This is a genomic window from Acinetobacter sp. 'aerobic (ED)' (assembly GCF_904886855.1).
GTDB lineage: Bacteria > Pseudomonadota > Gammaproteobacteria > Pseudomonadales > Moraxellaceae > Acinetobacter > Acinetobacter courvalinii.
Window position 1 is genome coordinate 154,667 of sequence record NZ_CAJHGI010000007.1, and the last position, 14,271, is coordinate 168,937.

At 44.7% G+C, this 14,271-nt stretch carries 16 protein-coding genes; 8 read left to right on the forward strand and 8 right to left on the reverse strand.

Annotated features, from left to right (window positions below):
• Positions 1-169: 169 nt before the first annotated feature.
• A complete protein-coding gene (locus tag JO943_RS14645) occupies positions 170-619 on the forward strand; it encodes a hypothetical protein (RefSeq protein WP_202741184.1) in 450 nt (149 codons plus the stop codon).
• Positions 620-691: 72 nt separating this feature from the next.
• Here the strand turns inward: JO943_RS14645 and ptsP are convergent, their stop codons facing one another.
• Together ptsP and JO943_RS14655 are read right to left on the reverse strand one after the other, a co-directional pair.
• On the reverse strand, positions 692-2,986 hold the full coding sequence (ptsP, locus tag JO943_RS14650) for a phosphoenolpyruvate--protein phosphotransferase (RefSeq protein ID WP_005226596.1): 2,295 nt from the start codon (positions 2,984-2,986) through the stop codon (positions 692-694).
• Positions 2,987-3,079: 93 nt separating this feature from the next.
• Positions 3,080-3,556: an RNA pyrophosphohydrolase gene (locus JO943_RS14655; RefSeq protein ID WP_004656060.1), complete on the reverse strand. Its 477-nt coding sequence runs from the start codon at positions 3,554-3,556 to the stop codon at positions 3,080-3,082.
• A gap of 183 nt (positions 3,557-3,739) precedes the next feature.
• Here JO943_RS14655 and JO943_RS14660 point away from each other — a divergent pair, with 183 nt between their 5' ends.
• Complete coding sequence (locus JO943_RS14660) at positions 3,740-4,390, forward strand: HAD family hydrolase (RefSeq protein ID WP_202741185.1); 651 nt, start codon at positions 3,740-3,742, stop codon at positions 4,388-4,390.
• A 94-nt stretch (positions 4,391-4,484) separates the two neighbouring features.
• On the opposite strand, the gene JO943_RS14665 is transcribed toward JO943_RS14660, so the two are convergent.
• A complete protein-coding gene (locus JO943_RS14665) occupies positions 4,485-5,348 on the reverse strand; it encodes a LysR family transcriptional regulator (RefSeq protein ID WP_005226598.1) in 864 nt (287 codons plus the stop codon).
• Between the two features lie 54 nt (positions 5,349-5,402).
• Positions 5,403-5,609 carry a DUF2061 domain-containing protein gene (locus JO943_RS14670; RefSeq protein WP_005226599.1) on the reverse strand — a complete coding sequence of 69 codons (207 nt, stop codon included), beginning with the start codon at positions 5,607-5,609 and terminating at the stop codon, positions 5,403-5,405.
• 344 nt (positions 5,610-5,953) lie between these two features.
• Between JO943_RS14670 and leuC the strand changes: the two genes are divergently transcribed.
• The 4 genes from leuC to leuB all read left to right on the forward strand — a co-directional run bounded on the left by leuC (position 5,954) and on the right by leuB (position 9,875).
• Positions 5,954-7,372, forward strand: coding sequence for a 3-isopropylmalate dehydratase large subunit (gene leuC, locus JO943_RS14675; protein WP_202741186.1), 1,419 nt, complete (start codon positions 5,954-5,956; stop codon positions 7,370-7,372).
• Between the two features lie 12 nt (positions 7,373-7,384).
• Complete coding sequence (leuD, locus tag JO943_RS14680; RefSeq protein WP_202741187.1) at positions 7,385-8,035, forward strand: 3-isopropylmalate dehydratase small subunit; 651 nt, start codon at positions 7,385-7,387, stop codon at positions 8,033-8,035.
• Positions 8,036-8,170: 135 nt separating this feature from the next.
• Positions 8,171-8,749, forward strand: a complete 579-nt coding sequence (locus tag JO943_RS14685) for a hypothetical protein (protein ID WP_005226601.1) — start codon at positions 8,171-8,173, stop codon at positions 8,747-8,749.
• A gap of 46 nt (positions 8,750-8,795) precedes the next feature.
• Positions 8,796-9,875 carry a 3-isopropylmalate dehydrogenase gene (gene leuB, locus JO943_RS14690; RefSeq protein ID WP_202741188.1) on the forward strand — a complete coding sequence of 360 codons (1,080 nt, stop codon included), beginning with the start codon at positions 8,796-8,798 and terminating at the stop codon, positions 9,873-9,875.
• Between the two features lie 52 nt (positions 9,876-9,927).
• Here the strand turns inward: leuB and JO943_RS14695 are convergent, their stop codons facing one another.
• The gene (locus JO943_RS14695) at positions 9,928-10,338 is read right to left on the reverse strand and encodes a hypothetical protein (RefSeq protein ID WP_032876136.1); all 411 of its coding nucleotides are present in this window, start codon (positions 10,336-10,338) and stop codon (positions 9,928-9,930) included.
• A gap of 151 nt (positions 10,339-10,489) precedes the next feature.
• Here JO943_RS14695 and JO943_RS14700 point away from each other — a divergent pair, with 151 nt between their 5' ends.
• Positions 10,490-10,861, forward strand: a complete 372-nt coding sequence (locus tag JO943_RS14700) for a lysozyme inhibitor LprI family protein (protein ID WP_032880015.1) — start codon at positions 10,490-10,492, stop codon at positions 10,859-10,861.
• Positions 10,862-10,924: 63 nt separating this feature from the next.
• Here the strand turns inward: JO943_RS14700 and infA are convergent, their stop codons facing one another.
• The gene (gene infA / locus JO943_RS14705) at positions 10,925-11,146 is read right to left on the reverse strand and encodes a translation initiation factor IF-1 (RefSeq protein ID WP_001284370.1); all 222 of its coding nucleotides are present in this window, start codon (positions 11,144-11,146) and stop codon (positions 10,925-10,927) included.
• A 230-nt stretch (positions 11,147-11,376) separates the two neighbouring features.
• Here infA and JO943_RS14710 point away from each other — a divergent pair, with 230 nt between their 5' ends.
• Complete coding sequence (locus JO943_RS14710; RefSeq protein ID WP_005226611.1) at positions 11,377-12,384, forward strand: AraC family transcriptional regulator; 1,008 nt, start codon at positions 11,377-11,379, stop codon at positions 12,382-12,384.
• A gap of 66 nt (positions 12,385-12,450) precedes the next feature.
• On the opposite strand, the gene truA is transcribed toward JO943_RS14710, so the two are convergent.
• The gene (gene truA, locus JO943_RS14715) at positions 12,451-13,248 is read right to left on the reverse strand and encodes a tRNA pseudouridine(38-40) synthase TruA (RefSeq protein ID WP_005226612.1); all 798 of its coding nucleotides are present in this window, start codon (positions 13,246-13,248) and stop codon (positions 12,451-12,453) included.
• A gap of 15 nt (positions 13,249-13,263) precedes the next feature.
• Positions 13,264-14,232 carry an asparaginase domain-containing protein gene (locus tag JO943_RS14720; protein WP_202741189.1) on the reverse strand — a complete coding sequence of 323 codons (969 nt, stop codon included), beginning with the start codon at positions 14,230-14,232 and terminating at the stop codon, positions 13,264-13,266.
• Positions 14,233-14,271: the final 39 nt, after the last annotated feature.

A 14,271-nucleotide genomic window follows, 5' to 3' on the forward strand; every position in this document is an offset into this window, starting at 1 on the left:
TAAAGAGGCCTAGAGCGTTATCTCTAATGGTTTTTTATGTATTAGGTTCATGCTCGAATCAGATTAAGGATTAAATTGATAAAGCGAAATATATGAATGAAGATGGAAAGAGGGATCAGTTTAAAACTGAATATGTTATTTTGAGGATATCTTTAAAGAGAATGACATAATGAAAAAAATAGTAATGAGCTTTGGTTTATCTTTAACTGTACTGACAGGTTGTACAGCTATGCCGCAGAATACTGAACTTAAAGCCAATCAAGCCATACCCTTGACCGTTGAGTTTGTGGGAGCAGGCAACCATGCGGTGCAGCCGCAACAGGGCACAATCAGCTTATATGCTGTGGAAAGTCGTATGGCCGATGTGCCTGCAACATTGATTGAGAAAAAGACAGTACAAGTCTCTCAAGTTCCTTTTCGGGTTGAATTTATCATTCCAGCAGACCATCGTCAGCGTATTCAGCCACAGGTCCGTGATGATGCCGAAGTAAGCTATTATGTGACCTGGCAATCAGACAGCAAGAATTTAACGGGTAAAAACGCCATTGTAATTGATTACGACCGCCAGTTTCCCAAGGTGAGTCTGGGGCAAGGAAAGCAACAGGTTTATTTAAAATAAAAAATTATCTGTAAAAAAAGAGCGGCGCTTGCCAGAGAGTCGCTCTTTTTTTATAGGCAGTGTATGTGCTGTTTACACACTGACCAGTCGATTCGATTTCACCATATCGGCAAGACCATGGGTTCTGAAATAGTGTTCCAGCCAACTTTTAATCACCAGCGGATTGTTCATTTTCAGCACATCTTCCAGCAGTTTTTTGGCGTCGCTCATCGGCACATGGCAAATGGCTTTGCGGACACGCAAAATATTGCTGGAACTCATCGAGAGCGTGTTGAAGCCCATAGCCATCAATAAAATCGCAGACAATGGATCACCCGCCATTTCACCACAGACACTGACCGGCTTTTGATGGGTATGACAGTCTTCAGCCAGACGTTTCAAGGCCCGTAGTATCGATGGGTGGAAGTGCGAATAGACGTTGGCAACATGTGGATTATTACGATCCACCGCCAATAAATATTGAGTTAAATCGTTCGAGCCCACCGAGAAGAAATCAACCAGTTCGGCAAACTCATCAATTTGCAGTAGCACGCTCGGAACTTCGACCATGATCCCGATTTTTGGCTTGGTGATCTTGACCTGTTCTTCTTCCTGTACCGCTACCCAGTCACGCTCAAGCAGATATAGCACTTCTTCCACTTCACTAACACTGGTCACCATCGGCAGCAGGATATGCAGGTTATTCAGGCCAATACTGGCTTTGAGCATGGCACGGATTTGCGCAGAGAAAATCTCAGGATGATCCAGTGTAAAACGCAGTCCACGCCAGCCCAGCGCCGAGTTTTCTTCTTCAATACTGAAATAAGGTAAGTCTTTATCCGCCCCAATATCCAGGGTACGCATAATCACCGGTTTATTTGCAAAGTGGCTGAGCTGCTGACGATAGATGGCACGTTGTTCTTCTTCGCCAGGGAAGCGCTCACGTAGCATGAAGGGAATCTCGCTACGATATAAGCCTACGCCTTTGGCACCGCGCTGAACGCCACGCACCACATCAATCATTAAACCGGTATTGACGAATAACGGGATAGAGATGCCATCAGGCGTGATCGCATCTTTGGTTTCATATTGCTTTAGATCTTTGGCGATCTGTTCTTCTTCTTTCTGGACTTCTTTATAACGTTGGCGTAAGCGACGCGGTGGATTGACAAAGACACGACCTTGATAGGCATCGACAATCATTTCAATGTCATCCAGTGTAGTGATTGGTAACTCGGTTACACCGACTACAGTTGGAATGCCCAAGGCACGTGCCACAATCACCATATGCGAATTGGCAGCGCCTTCAGAAGTGACAATCGCCGCAATATTATCCACTGGTAATTCTACCAACGCGGCGGTACTGATTTCTTCACCAATCAAAATACTGTCAGGGCTGAGTTCACGATGGCTGGAATCCGCTTCCTGCAAGCAGGCTAGAATGCGACGGCCCAGATCTTTCAGATCAGAAACACGTTCACGCAGGTAGTCATCTTCCATTTGCGCAAATAGCGCCACATGCTTGTCGATGACTTTACGTACCGCGCCCTGGGCCCAGCTTCCAGCACGAATATGGTCTTTAATTTCATTGGGTAAGGCATTTTCATCCAGCATGCGTAAGAACACGCTAAATAACGCGCGTTCTTCCGACATGAGGGAGTCTTGCATTTTTTCATCTAAAGACTGGATTTCCTGACGAACCGAGGCAATGGCCTGATCCAGTAAATCCAGTTCTTCGCTGATATCTTCTGCTTCACGATCTGGAATGGCAGCCAGATCGGCAGGCGGGTAGAGCACGATGGCACGGCCCAGTGCAATACCACCGGCCCCTGAAACGCCCTGAAAGGTCTTATAGGTTGAACCAGTGCTTGGCTTGCGGAATACATCAATATTACCAACCGCATGGGCATGGGCGATCACACCAGAAAGTTGTGCGCATAGCGTCACTAAAAAGGATTCGGCAGCTTCGCTAAAGTCCTGGGATTCCTTATTCTGAACCACCAGTACGCCCATTACCTTACGGCGATACATCACCGGAACGCCAAGGAAGGAGTTAAACAGTTCTTCGCCAGTTTCTGGTAAATAGGCGAAACGGTCATGCTTTGGCGCATTATCGAGGTTCACGATCTCTTCGCGTTGCCCGACCAGACCAACCAGACCTTCACCAATATTCAGGGAAACATTGCCGACGGCTTCTGGTTTGAGGCCTTTGGAGGCCATCAGCACATAGCGACGATTGCGTTCATCCAGCAAATAAATCGAGCAGACATCCACATGCATGGCTTCGGCCACATGATTGACCATAATGTCCAAAGAATCATGCAAACTGACGGACGCATTGATTTCTTGCACAATGCGTCTAAGGGTGTCGAGCTGCATGTTTGACATGGATGTTTACTCCAGTTTATTGAATCGTTATAGGCCTAGTTATAACAGCTCTCTTGCCAAAAATCATTGCTTAAAATGATGATTTTATGACAATTAACGCTGAGGTAGTTGTAAACATAATTCCATCATGGCTTTACGGTAAACATCACGTTTGAAGTTGACCACTTGACCCAATGGGTACCAGTAACTCACCCATTGCCATTCATCGAACTCGGGTGGGTCTGACAGGTTTAACTGAATATGATGAGGCGAGGCCGTTAACTTCAGTAAAAACCATTTTTGCTTTTGTCCAATACATACCGGATCTGAATCTGACCGAATGTACCGATGTGGCAAACGATAACGCAGCCAACCTTTTGTTTGCGCTATAATCTGGACGTGTTCGGGCAATAAACCGACTTCTTCTCTCAGTTCACGAAAAAGTGCCTGTTCAGGGGTTTCACCAAATTGGATCCCTCCTTGTGGAAATTGCCAAGCATTGTGACCAATGCGTTTTGCCCATAAAACCTGTCCATCATCGTTTGCCAAAATGATCCCGACGTTGGGTCGGAAACCTTCTGAGTCGATCATTTGGCTACCTAAATTTTATCTATATCGTTGACTTTGATCTCGGGGACAGACTATCTTCCATGTCCAACTCGAAAAAGGTCAAAGTAAAATGTTTAAATTGCTATGATCTTAACGAATTTTTAGTGACTTACGGAAATAGATTTACGTTTTTTTTCTTTAATTTGCATTTAAATGAGCATTTATATGAAATTGGCTTTGTTTGATTTAGATCATACCCTGTTAAATACCGATTCTGACCATTCCTGGGGTGCATTTCTGGTCAGTGAAGCGTTGGTTGATCCGGTTCATCATCGTCAAATGAATGACAAGTTTTATGAAGACTATAAAGCGGGGCAACTCGATCCGATTGCTTATAATGAATTTGTGTTTGAATTCCTGACCCAACATGACAATGCCTATTTAACTGAGTTACATCAGTTGTTTATGCAAAAAGTCATTCGTCCACAAATGCGTCCAAAAGGATTTGAGGCGATCAAAAAGCATCAGGATCTAGGGCATGCCATTGTGGGAATTACCGCGACCAGTGATTTTATTACCGCGCCGATTTTCCGTGAGTTTGGTATTACCGAAATTATTGCCACCAGTGCTGAAGTCGTTGATGGTAAGTACACAGGCAAGGTCACTGGAATCCCATGTTATCAACAAGGCAAGCTAGCCCGTCTGGATCAATGGCTGGCTGGACGTACGGTGACTGAGTCTTGGGCTTATTCAGATTCGATCAATGACCGTTTCTTGCTGGAATACGCGACCCATGCGATTGCAGTCAATCCAGATGAGCGTTTAGAAAAACTGGCGCAAGCACAGGCTTGGGACATTCAGGACTGGTCAATCTAAATCCTCCTTATCGGTGTCTATTTTGAAGACAATAAAAAAACCTCTCATCCGTGGAGGTTTTTTTATTGTGTATATTTTTAACAGTAAACAGGTTTTATCCTACCTGCATCATCCGAATCAGCTCCTCAGCCGCCTTAGACTGGATACGGGCTGGATGCCAGACCATACCCAACTGACGTTGCATATCCAGCTGTAAATCCAGTTGTTTTAAATCCTGATTGACCAGTGTCTTGGGCAAAACAGACCAGCCTAAACCGATCGAAACCAACATGCGGATGGATTCTAACGGATTGTTGCTCATGGTGATTTTAGGTTTGAGGTTGTTCTTTTCAAATTCTGCCAAGGTAATCTGGCTGGTATAGGTTTGTGCGGCTGGCAATAAGCTCGGGTAAGCAATCAGGTCTTCGAGTTTGAGCTGGGTTTGCTGTGCCAAGGGATGGAAGGGGGCGGCCACAAATACCAACGGATCATTCCAGATGGTGACATAGTTGAGCCGATCATCCCCAACTGGAGGTAAGGTTAAAAAGGCCAGTTCCAGTTCACCTGCCAGCACCTGTTCATGCGCCTGTTCAGAATCGACAAAATGCACATCGAGAGTAACTTGGGGAAAATGCTGCACAAAGTTTTTAAGTGGCTCGGCCAGATGATGTAAACCGATATGGTGACTGGTGCCAATCTTGAGACGACCTTGTACCTGCGCCTGCTCATGGCTCAAGGTGTGGTGAATCTCTCCCAGATTATTCAGCCAGCTTTGAACTTTGGGCAAAAGTGAGTGTGCCGCATGGGTCGGTTGAATGCCCCGGCCTGCGGATTCAAAGAGTTTGACGCCGAAGTAGTCTTCAAGACTATGAATCCGTTTGGTCACTGCAGGCTGGGTAATAAATAATTGTTCTGCTGCAATAGAAATGGAACCGGTTTCCATCACTTTTACAAATGCTTCAAAAGCTGCGAGGTTCATACACGCCTATCCAGAGGGAGATTTTAAATTGGTTTTATGTGCAATTTTTTTGAATTAGAAATAATTCCAGACTTTCTCATGAAAGAAAAAAGCGAAGGCTTGTACGGTCGGTTCGATTAAACTCAACGTTGCCGCCATCATCAGATTCCCTGTAATGACATAGGCAACCATCATCGCCACACTAATATGCATAATGTAATAACTCAAGGTTTTTTTCAAAGTCCGCCGATTGTTGAGTACAAATTGTTGGATATTGGCCATTGTCGTCACCCGAATAAATCTCTATTTAATTAAATAATAATCATTATCATTTAAAATGTAAAAAAGAAATTTCAATTTATGACGATTGTTTTTATAAATAGAATGAACATTCACTTAAATTTGATCAAAAAAACCAGTATTAACGTTAAGATAAGACCGGATCAGATTGATTTGGCATACTTTTCATTGAACAAGCACAATCTTGAACTTGGCAGAAATTTATCATTCCAAAAAGTTTATTAATTTATAAAAATGATAAATTAGATTTATGTGAAGCAGTTGCTATAATCAATTCAAGATAAAAAATACCCAGTCCGATGGCAAGCACGATGGAGAGCGACGACATGGCAGGCAAAACTTTGTACGACAAATTGTGGGATGACCATTTAGTAAAACAACGTGATGATGGTTCTAGCCTGATTTATATTGATCGTCATTTATTGCATGAAGTCACCAGTCCTCAGGCATTTGAAGGCTTACAACTTGCCGGACGCCAACCGTGGCGTTTAAGTGCCAACGTCGCAACGCCTGACCATAACGTACCGACCTCTAAAAAAGAGCGTGAACAGGGGATTGCCGGCATTGAGGATGATACCTCGCGTATCCAGGTTCAGACGTTAGACGATAACTGTAAAACATTTAATATCGTTGAATTCGGTATTAATGACATTCGCCAAGGCATCGCCCACGTGGTTGGCCCAGAGCAGGGTTTGACTTTACCGGGTATGACCGTCGTGTGTGGTGACTCGCATACCGCAACGCATGGTGCCTTTGGTTGCTTGGCACATGGTATCGGGACTTCAGAAGTTGAACATGTCTTGGCAACACAATGCTTGGTACAGAAGAAATCAAAAAACATGTTGGTACGTGTCGATGGCGTATTGGGCAAGGGTGTGACCTCTAAAGATGTGGTCTTGGCGATTATCGGCAAGATTGGTACTGCAGGCGGTATAGGTTATGCCATCGAGTTTGGTGGTCAGGTATTCCGTGACATGTCAATCGAAGGTCGTATGACGGTATGTAATATGGCGATTGAAGCGGGTGCACGTGTAGGCATGGTGGCTGTTGATGACAAGACCATTGCCTATGTCAAAGACCGTAACTATGCACCAACAGGCGAACAGTGGGATCAGGCGGTTGAGTACTGGAATACTTTGCATTCAGACGAAGATGCTGTATTTGATGCGGTAGTGGTATTGAACGGTGCCGAGATTGAACCGCAAGTGTCTTGGGGCACCTCACCGGAGATGGTGATCCCGGTGACACAAGCCGTGCCGACTTTAGAGCAAGCTAAAGATGAGGTGCAACGCAATGACTGGACCCGTGCTTATCAATATATGGGTTTAACCGCTGGACAAGCCTTGGCTGATATCCAGTTGGATCGCGTCTTTATCGGTTCGTGTACCAATTCGCGGATTGAAGATATCCGTGCGGCTGCCGACGTGGTAAAAGGACGTAAAGTGGCGGCGAGTATCAAGCAGGCCATGATCGTTCCGGGTTCTGGCTTGGTGAAACAGCAGGCGGAACAAGAAGGTCTGGATCAGATTTTCTTGGAAGCAGGCTTTGAATGGCGTGAACCTGGTTGTTCAATGTGCTTAGCGATGAATGCTGATAAATTGCAACCGGGTGAGCATTGTGCCTCGACTTCAAACCGTAACTTTGAAGGCCGTCAGGGCAATGGTGGACGTACGCATTTGGTCAGTCCGGCCATGGCGGCTGCGGCAGCAATCGCAGGCCATTTTGTTGATGTTCGTTCATTCTAAGGGAGCAGAATCATGAAAAAATATACTGTAGAGCAAGGTATTGTTGCACCTTTAGATCGTGCCAATGTCGATACCGACTTGATTATTCCAAAACAGTTTTTGAAATCAATCAAACGGACAGGTTTTGGTGACAATTTATTTGATGAATTGCGCTATCTGGATGAAGGCTATTTGGGGCAGGACATTAGCAAGCGTCCAAAAAATCCTGATTTCGTTTTAAATAAACCACGTTATCAAGGTTCGAGCATCTTATTGGCACGGACCAATTTCGGTTGTGGCTCAAGTCGTGAGCATGCGCCGTGGGCTTTGAGTGAATATGGCTTCCGTACCGTGATTGCGCCAAGCTTTGCCGATATTTTCTTTAATAACTGCTTTAAAAATGGCATGTTGCCTGTGATCTTGTCTGAACAGATTGTGGATCAGTTATTTAAGGAATGTGCTGAAACCGAAGGGTATCAGTTAACCATTGATCTGGATGCACAGGAAGTTCGTACGCCATCAGGTCAGGCATTTAAATTTGAAGTTGATCCATTCCGTAAACATTGTTTATTGAATGGTCTGGATGATATCGGCTTAACCTTACAGGTTGCAGAGGATATTCGTGCCTATGAAGCGAAAGCCAAACAGGCGCGTCCTTGGGTGTTTCAGGACATTCAGGCTTAAGTTGAGTGGACGAAATTACACTTCGTCTTGGACATTTTTAACATAGCCATAGCGCAGACATTGAACTCTTGTTAACATGCTAGCGACTAATTTTTTGCTTCCATGTTAACAAGGCATGAGGACTGGGCTTGAATAATGAGAAGAAGACTCGCTCGCAGTATTTTACTGTGTCTATGTGTTGGTACGACCTTAACCGCGTGTCAAAATGCACCGAACGTGGTCGATCAGGTTCGTATTGCACAGAACATGCTGGAAAGTAAGGCGGACAACACAACTTTATATTGTTCGGGCGTTGAGAATTGTGAATTTGAACGAATCGGAGATATTGCCGTGATCGATGCAAAGACTCACCGGATCAGCCAGCAGGCGATGGGACGGGGGATTGTACGATTGCATGGTTCGGTATTCAGCCGAAAACAGCAGGTGTATTTAAGTGTACCTGCCAAGCAATATGAAGTGGTTATTCGTTTCTATCCTATTTCTCCAGATCGCGCAGAAACTTTCCATGTCATTCATGCATTCAAACCGCATGTGCGCTATACCTTTAAAATGTATCGAGACAGAACACATCGCTCATCGGGCAGTTTACTCAACGTTTCTGTACCTGATCCGCTATGTGTAGATTTACAGCAAGAGCAACATACCATTCGCCGTTTCTGTCGTCCTTTTGATGTCAGTACAGGTCTGGGCGAGTTTGTTGAGAAAAAGGTTTAATCGGCTCGCAGTGGCAACACTGCTTATATGAAAACTGGAAAAGTAGATGTCTAAACATATTTTAATTTTAGCGGGTGATGGCATTGGTCCTGAAATCGTAGCTGCAGCAGAACAGGTTTTAACCAAGGTCAATGATAAATTTAATCTAGGTTTGACATGGGAACATGGTTTACTGGGTGGCTCAGCCATTGATGCACATGGCGAGCCGTATCCGGCTGTGACCAGTGAACAGGCAAAACAAGCCGATGCCATTCTACTGGGGGCGGTGGGTGGACCTAAATGGGATACGATCGAGCGCGCAATCCGTCCTGAACGCGGTTTATTGAAAATCCGTAGTGAATTAAATTTATTCGCCAACCTGCGTCCAGCCATTCTATATCCGCAATTGGCCGATGCTTCGAGTTTGAAGCCAGAAATTGTTGCAGGTCTGGATATTCTCATCGTTCGTGAATTAACGGGCGGGATTTATTTTGGTCAGCCGCGTGGTATTCGTGAACTGGAAAATGGTGAGAAACAGGGTTATAACACTGACGTTTACTCAGAAAGCGAAATCAAGCGTATTGCTAAGGTTGCTTTCGAACTGGCAGGATTACGCGGCGGCAAAGTATGTTCGGTCGATAAAGCCAACGTACTTGAAGTGACTGAGTTGTGGAAGCAAACGGTGACTGATTTACAGCAAGCCCACTATTCAAATATCCAGTTATCGCACATGTATGTGGATAATGCCGCGATGCAGCTGGTGCGTGCACCAAAGCAATTTGATGTCATCGTCACCGGTAATCTGTTCGGTGATATTTTGTCTGACGAAGCAGCAATGTTGACGGGATCAATCGGCATGTTGCCTTCGGCTTCTCTAGATGAAAATGGCAAAGGCATGTATGAACCGTGCCATGGCTCTGCACCTGATATCGCAGGACGGAACATTGCCAATCCATTGGCGACGGTACTGTCAGTGGCGATGATGTTGCGTTATACCTTCCGTGAAGAAGCCGCTGCAAAAGCGATTGAAGATGCGGTCGGTCAGGTGCTGGATCAAGGTTTACGTACCGCTGACATTATGTCTGAAGGCATGACCAAAGTGGGTACGGATGCGATGGGTGCAGCGGTTGTTTCAGCGCTGAACTAAGTGGTATTGCAAGTAAAAACGCAGCAATGGCTGCGTTTTTTTATGGTGGAAATTAGCAGGCCTTACCTTCATAACGGATAGCACGGGCGATTTGCTGCTGATCCAGCTCGAAAATAATATGACAATAGAAATTTACGTCATAAGATTGCTGACTGGTTGAGATCGATCCTAATCGTACTGAGCCACTGGCCGGTGAACTCGGATCTCCATAAGCCTGTGCAATCGGAACGGGAATATTAATCGGACGAAGTACAGTAAAAACCAAACTTTCTTTGCTTCGCTGGGGGTGTTTTAAGGTCTGGAAGCCTAAACTTCGTAAGTTCAGGTTCTGCTGGATCTGGTCGGCGGATTGGCCAATATAGGGCTGTAAATAGTCTTGCAGCTGCACGGATTGCCATCCTGAGGTTGCACATCCTGATAAGCCCAGCATGAAAGCAATCAGATAGAGTTTATAATTTGCCATGTTATTTTCCTGAATGATTCGGCATCCTTTCTGTTCTCATCATAGCGTGGATAAAGACAAAAATGTACAAACTTGTCTACTTTTGGGTAATATTAAACAGCGTCAAAATATGCTTAGATGGGCCCGAAAGTTAAAAGATGTGGAAAGTTTCATGCACAGGTTGATATTCGGATTGATAGGTAGTGTGATGGCGACACTAAGTTATGCGGATAATTGTGATAAAACACGTGATGGTTATGATGATGTTTTCTGTACCAATAAAGTCTATCTGAGTGCAGATACGGACTTAAATAAAAACTATCAGCTATTACGCAAATACCTGAATGAAACCCAACAAAAAATTTTGAAGAAATCCCAACTGGCATGGATCCGTTATCGCGATGTGGAGTGTAGTGAGGACCTGAAGAGCGCGGCGAATATTCAATGTCGTTTAAGCATGACGCAAGAGCGCAACAACTGGCTACAAGAGCGCCTGCGTGAATGTGAAGCGGGCGCATGTAAAACCACGCGTTTGAGTGAGTAAACAAATCCCCGGATATAAAAAAAGCCACATCAAATGTGGCTTTTTTGCATTCACTAATCTGACTTAGCGTGCACGATAAGTGATACGACCCTTGGTTAAATCATAAGGTGTCATTTCAACTTTTACACTGTCACCTGTCAAAATACGAATATAGTGTTTACGCATTTTACCAGAAATGTGAGCAATAACTTCGTGACCGTTTTCTAAACGTACACGGAACATCGTATTAGGAAGCGTTTCGGTGACAACGCCTTCGAACTCAATGAGTTCCTCTTTATTGGCCATAGCCTACCTGATGATCAAATTGGGAAGGCGCAAATTATAGTCAATTTATTTAAAATTTACAAGATCAAGTCGCGGTAAGGCTGTCACATATTAACCGAAAGAAACTGTCGGACAATTTAGGATTTTTTTTAACAAAATAAGCAGAATATTGTTGTCAGTTTGGTCAATCAACGTTAATCTAAAATTGTTGTTCATTGTCATAATAACGTATCTACAGGGAAGGGCACTGCGTGGGTCAGCTAACAGATGCATCAGTTGTATTGCGCTTTGGTTATCAGGCAATTCGTAAAGCAGGATTACCAACCGAAGAGATTTTAACAAAAGCCGGCGTGGCGCTAAATCAGGTTGATACCAATGCGAGAACGCCCCTGAGTGCACAAAATGCCTTCTGGATTGCGGCACAGGACGTGAGTAAAGATCCGGATATCGGATTGCACCTTGGCGAGCATTTGCCTTTGTACCGTGGTCAGGTGATTGAACACCTTTTTATCAGTAGTGAAACTTTTGGTGAAGGATTAAAGCGTGCTTTGGCTTACCAGCGTCTGATTAGTGATGCCTTTGATGCCAAGCTGATTATTGAAGATGGCCGCTGCTATTTGACCAATGGCGAACAGTTCTGGCCAGATAATTTGGTCAATCGCCATTTTTCTGAATGTGCCATGTCTGGTATTTTACGTTTCTTTAAATTTATTACCGAAGGGCAGTTTGAGCCAATCTACATTGATTTTAATTTCAGTGAAGGTGCTGCTGATGATGAATATTTCAGGGTCTATGGTTGCCCAGTCAGCTTAGGACAAAAAGAAACACGTCTTTATTTTGATGCTGCCGTGCTGGACTATCCATTGTGGCAAGCTGAGCCAGAATTACTGCAATTGCATGAGCAACTGGCAATTGAAAAATTACAGGAACTGGCGCGATACGATCTGGTCGGTGAAGTGCGCCGTGCCATTGGCTCAACCTTGGAAAGTGGTGAAACCACGCTGGAAACGGTTGCTGCACAATTGAATATCACGCCGCGTCGCTTAAGAACGCAATTGAGTGAAGCCAATACCAGCTTCCAGCAAATTCTTTCAGACTATCGCTGTCGTCTGGCGAAAAAACTTTTGGCGAATACCAGTGAAAGTGTGGAACGTATTGTGTATTTAACCGGTTTTTCTGAGCCAAGTACGTTCTATCGTGCGTTTAAGCGCTGGACCAATGAAACCCCTGTTGAATATCGTAAGCGTAAACAGCGTTAATTTCTTTAAAATGAAAAAAGCCTGGTCAAATCGATCAGGCTTTTTTATTTGTTCATGGATTTTGAATTAATCTGGTAAATTGAGCCACTGCGGGCCTAAAGGCATCTTCGGTAATTCAAACTCATCTGGATAATAGGCCTGAATAAAATAAAGACCATCGGAAGGGGCGGTAATACCAGCAGCAGTACGATCTTCTGCGGCAAACATGGTATCGATATGGTCAATGTCATACATGCCTTGACCGATTTCAAGCAGGCAGCCCATGATGTTGCGTACCATATGATGTAAAAAACCATCTGCCTGAATGTCGAGTACCAGATAACGGCCATGCTCAAACAGGCGGCAATGCTTGACGTGACGTACCGGTTGATTCGACTGACAAGCTGCCGCACGGAAAGTTTCGAAATTGTGCGTGCCTTCAAACTTAGATGCAGCCGTAATCATTTTCTGGACATCAAGCGTTTGATAGAGATGTGTGACTTGCTTGTAAAGCAACGCCGGACGAGTCGGGGCGTTATACACCACATAACGATAACGACGTGCCACCGCCTTAAAACGCGCATGGAAATTTTCATCCATGCATTTAATCCACTGAATCGAAATATCTTTGGGCAGTTGACTATTGGCCCCACGAATCCAGCCTTGTTCCGGACGGATCGCTTCGGTATCAAAATGTGCCACCATATTGGTTGCATGCACACCGGCATCGGTACGGCCCGCGCCATGCAACACGATCGGTTGATTGGCAATACGACTCAGCACTTTTTCAATGGTTTCCTGCACAGTGACAACGCCAGCCTGTTGGGTTTGCCAACCACGGTATTGAGTACCGCAAAATTCAATACCTATTGCATAACGTTGCATGTTCTCACCTCGATATTAGTGTTGCTGCCAGTGTTCGAACCATTGTTCGTGGGTCGGGTATTTTAAATACATTTGCAGGGCTTTTGCATATAAATCGGCATGGCTATGGCAATCATTGACCAAAACTTTGGCAGATTGAATCCATGAACTGACGGCATAACGCTGATCCAGCTGCCCGAAGGTGACCTGTGTACTAATAATCGGCAGACATTGCTGCTGATAAAGTGTTTCGAATAACCCAAGGATTTCATCATTGACGGCAATATTACCTGTTCCGAAACCTTGTAAAACCAGAAAGTTAGGTGGCGCAAGCGCAAGATTTTTTAACTGCGTGACCAGTTGTTCTTTGGCAATCGGCTGTAACATCAGATTGAGTATGTTGAGTTGCGCTGCTTTTTCGATATGTTGATTGTGGATCACAAAAGCATCGGCGGTAGTCTGACAATTTTGCTTTGCCTTGATCCCGACAAAAGCATCCAGCTCGGTGGTATGGGCTTTTAGCGTGGTTTGGGCATGGAAGATTTGTTGATGAAAGGCCAGATAAACACCGCTGGGTAGGCTCAGTACCTGCTCTAGGGCCAGGTATAAATTGCCGATTGCATCGGTAAATTCACGGGTATCGTTACCTTCAATATTCAGTAATGGATATTGACTGCCGGTAATAATGGCATGGCAAGAATGGCCTAAGAAGCGTGCCAGTGTGGCTGCCGCATAACTGAGCGTATCGGTTCCGTGAATAATCACGAAATGCTGGAAGCCATTCAGTTGGAGTTGCTGGATTTGTTGGACCAGTTGCAGCCAGTCGGATGCTGTGCAGGCGCTGCTATCTTTAATACTGGGTGCAGCGAAGCATTCGACCTGTAAATGCGGTGGGATCACCTTGCCGAGTAGCGGTAAAAAGTCCTGTTCCGGCATTGGCATTAACGGTTCGCCAATACAGCCAAAAGTCCCACCCATATAGATTAAAGCGATTTTTTTCATCATAAAAAAAGCAGTCTTAGAGACTGCTTATATTAGACTGAT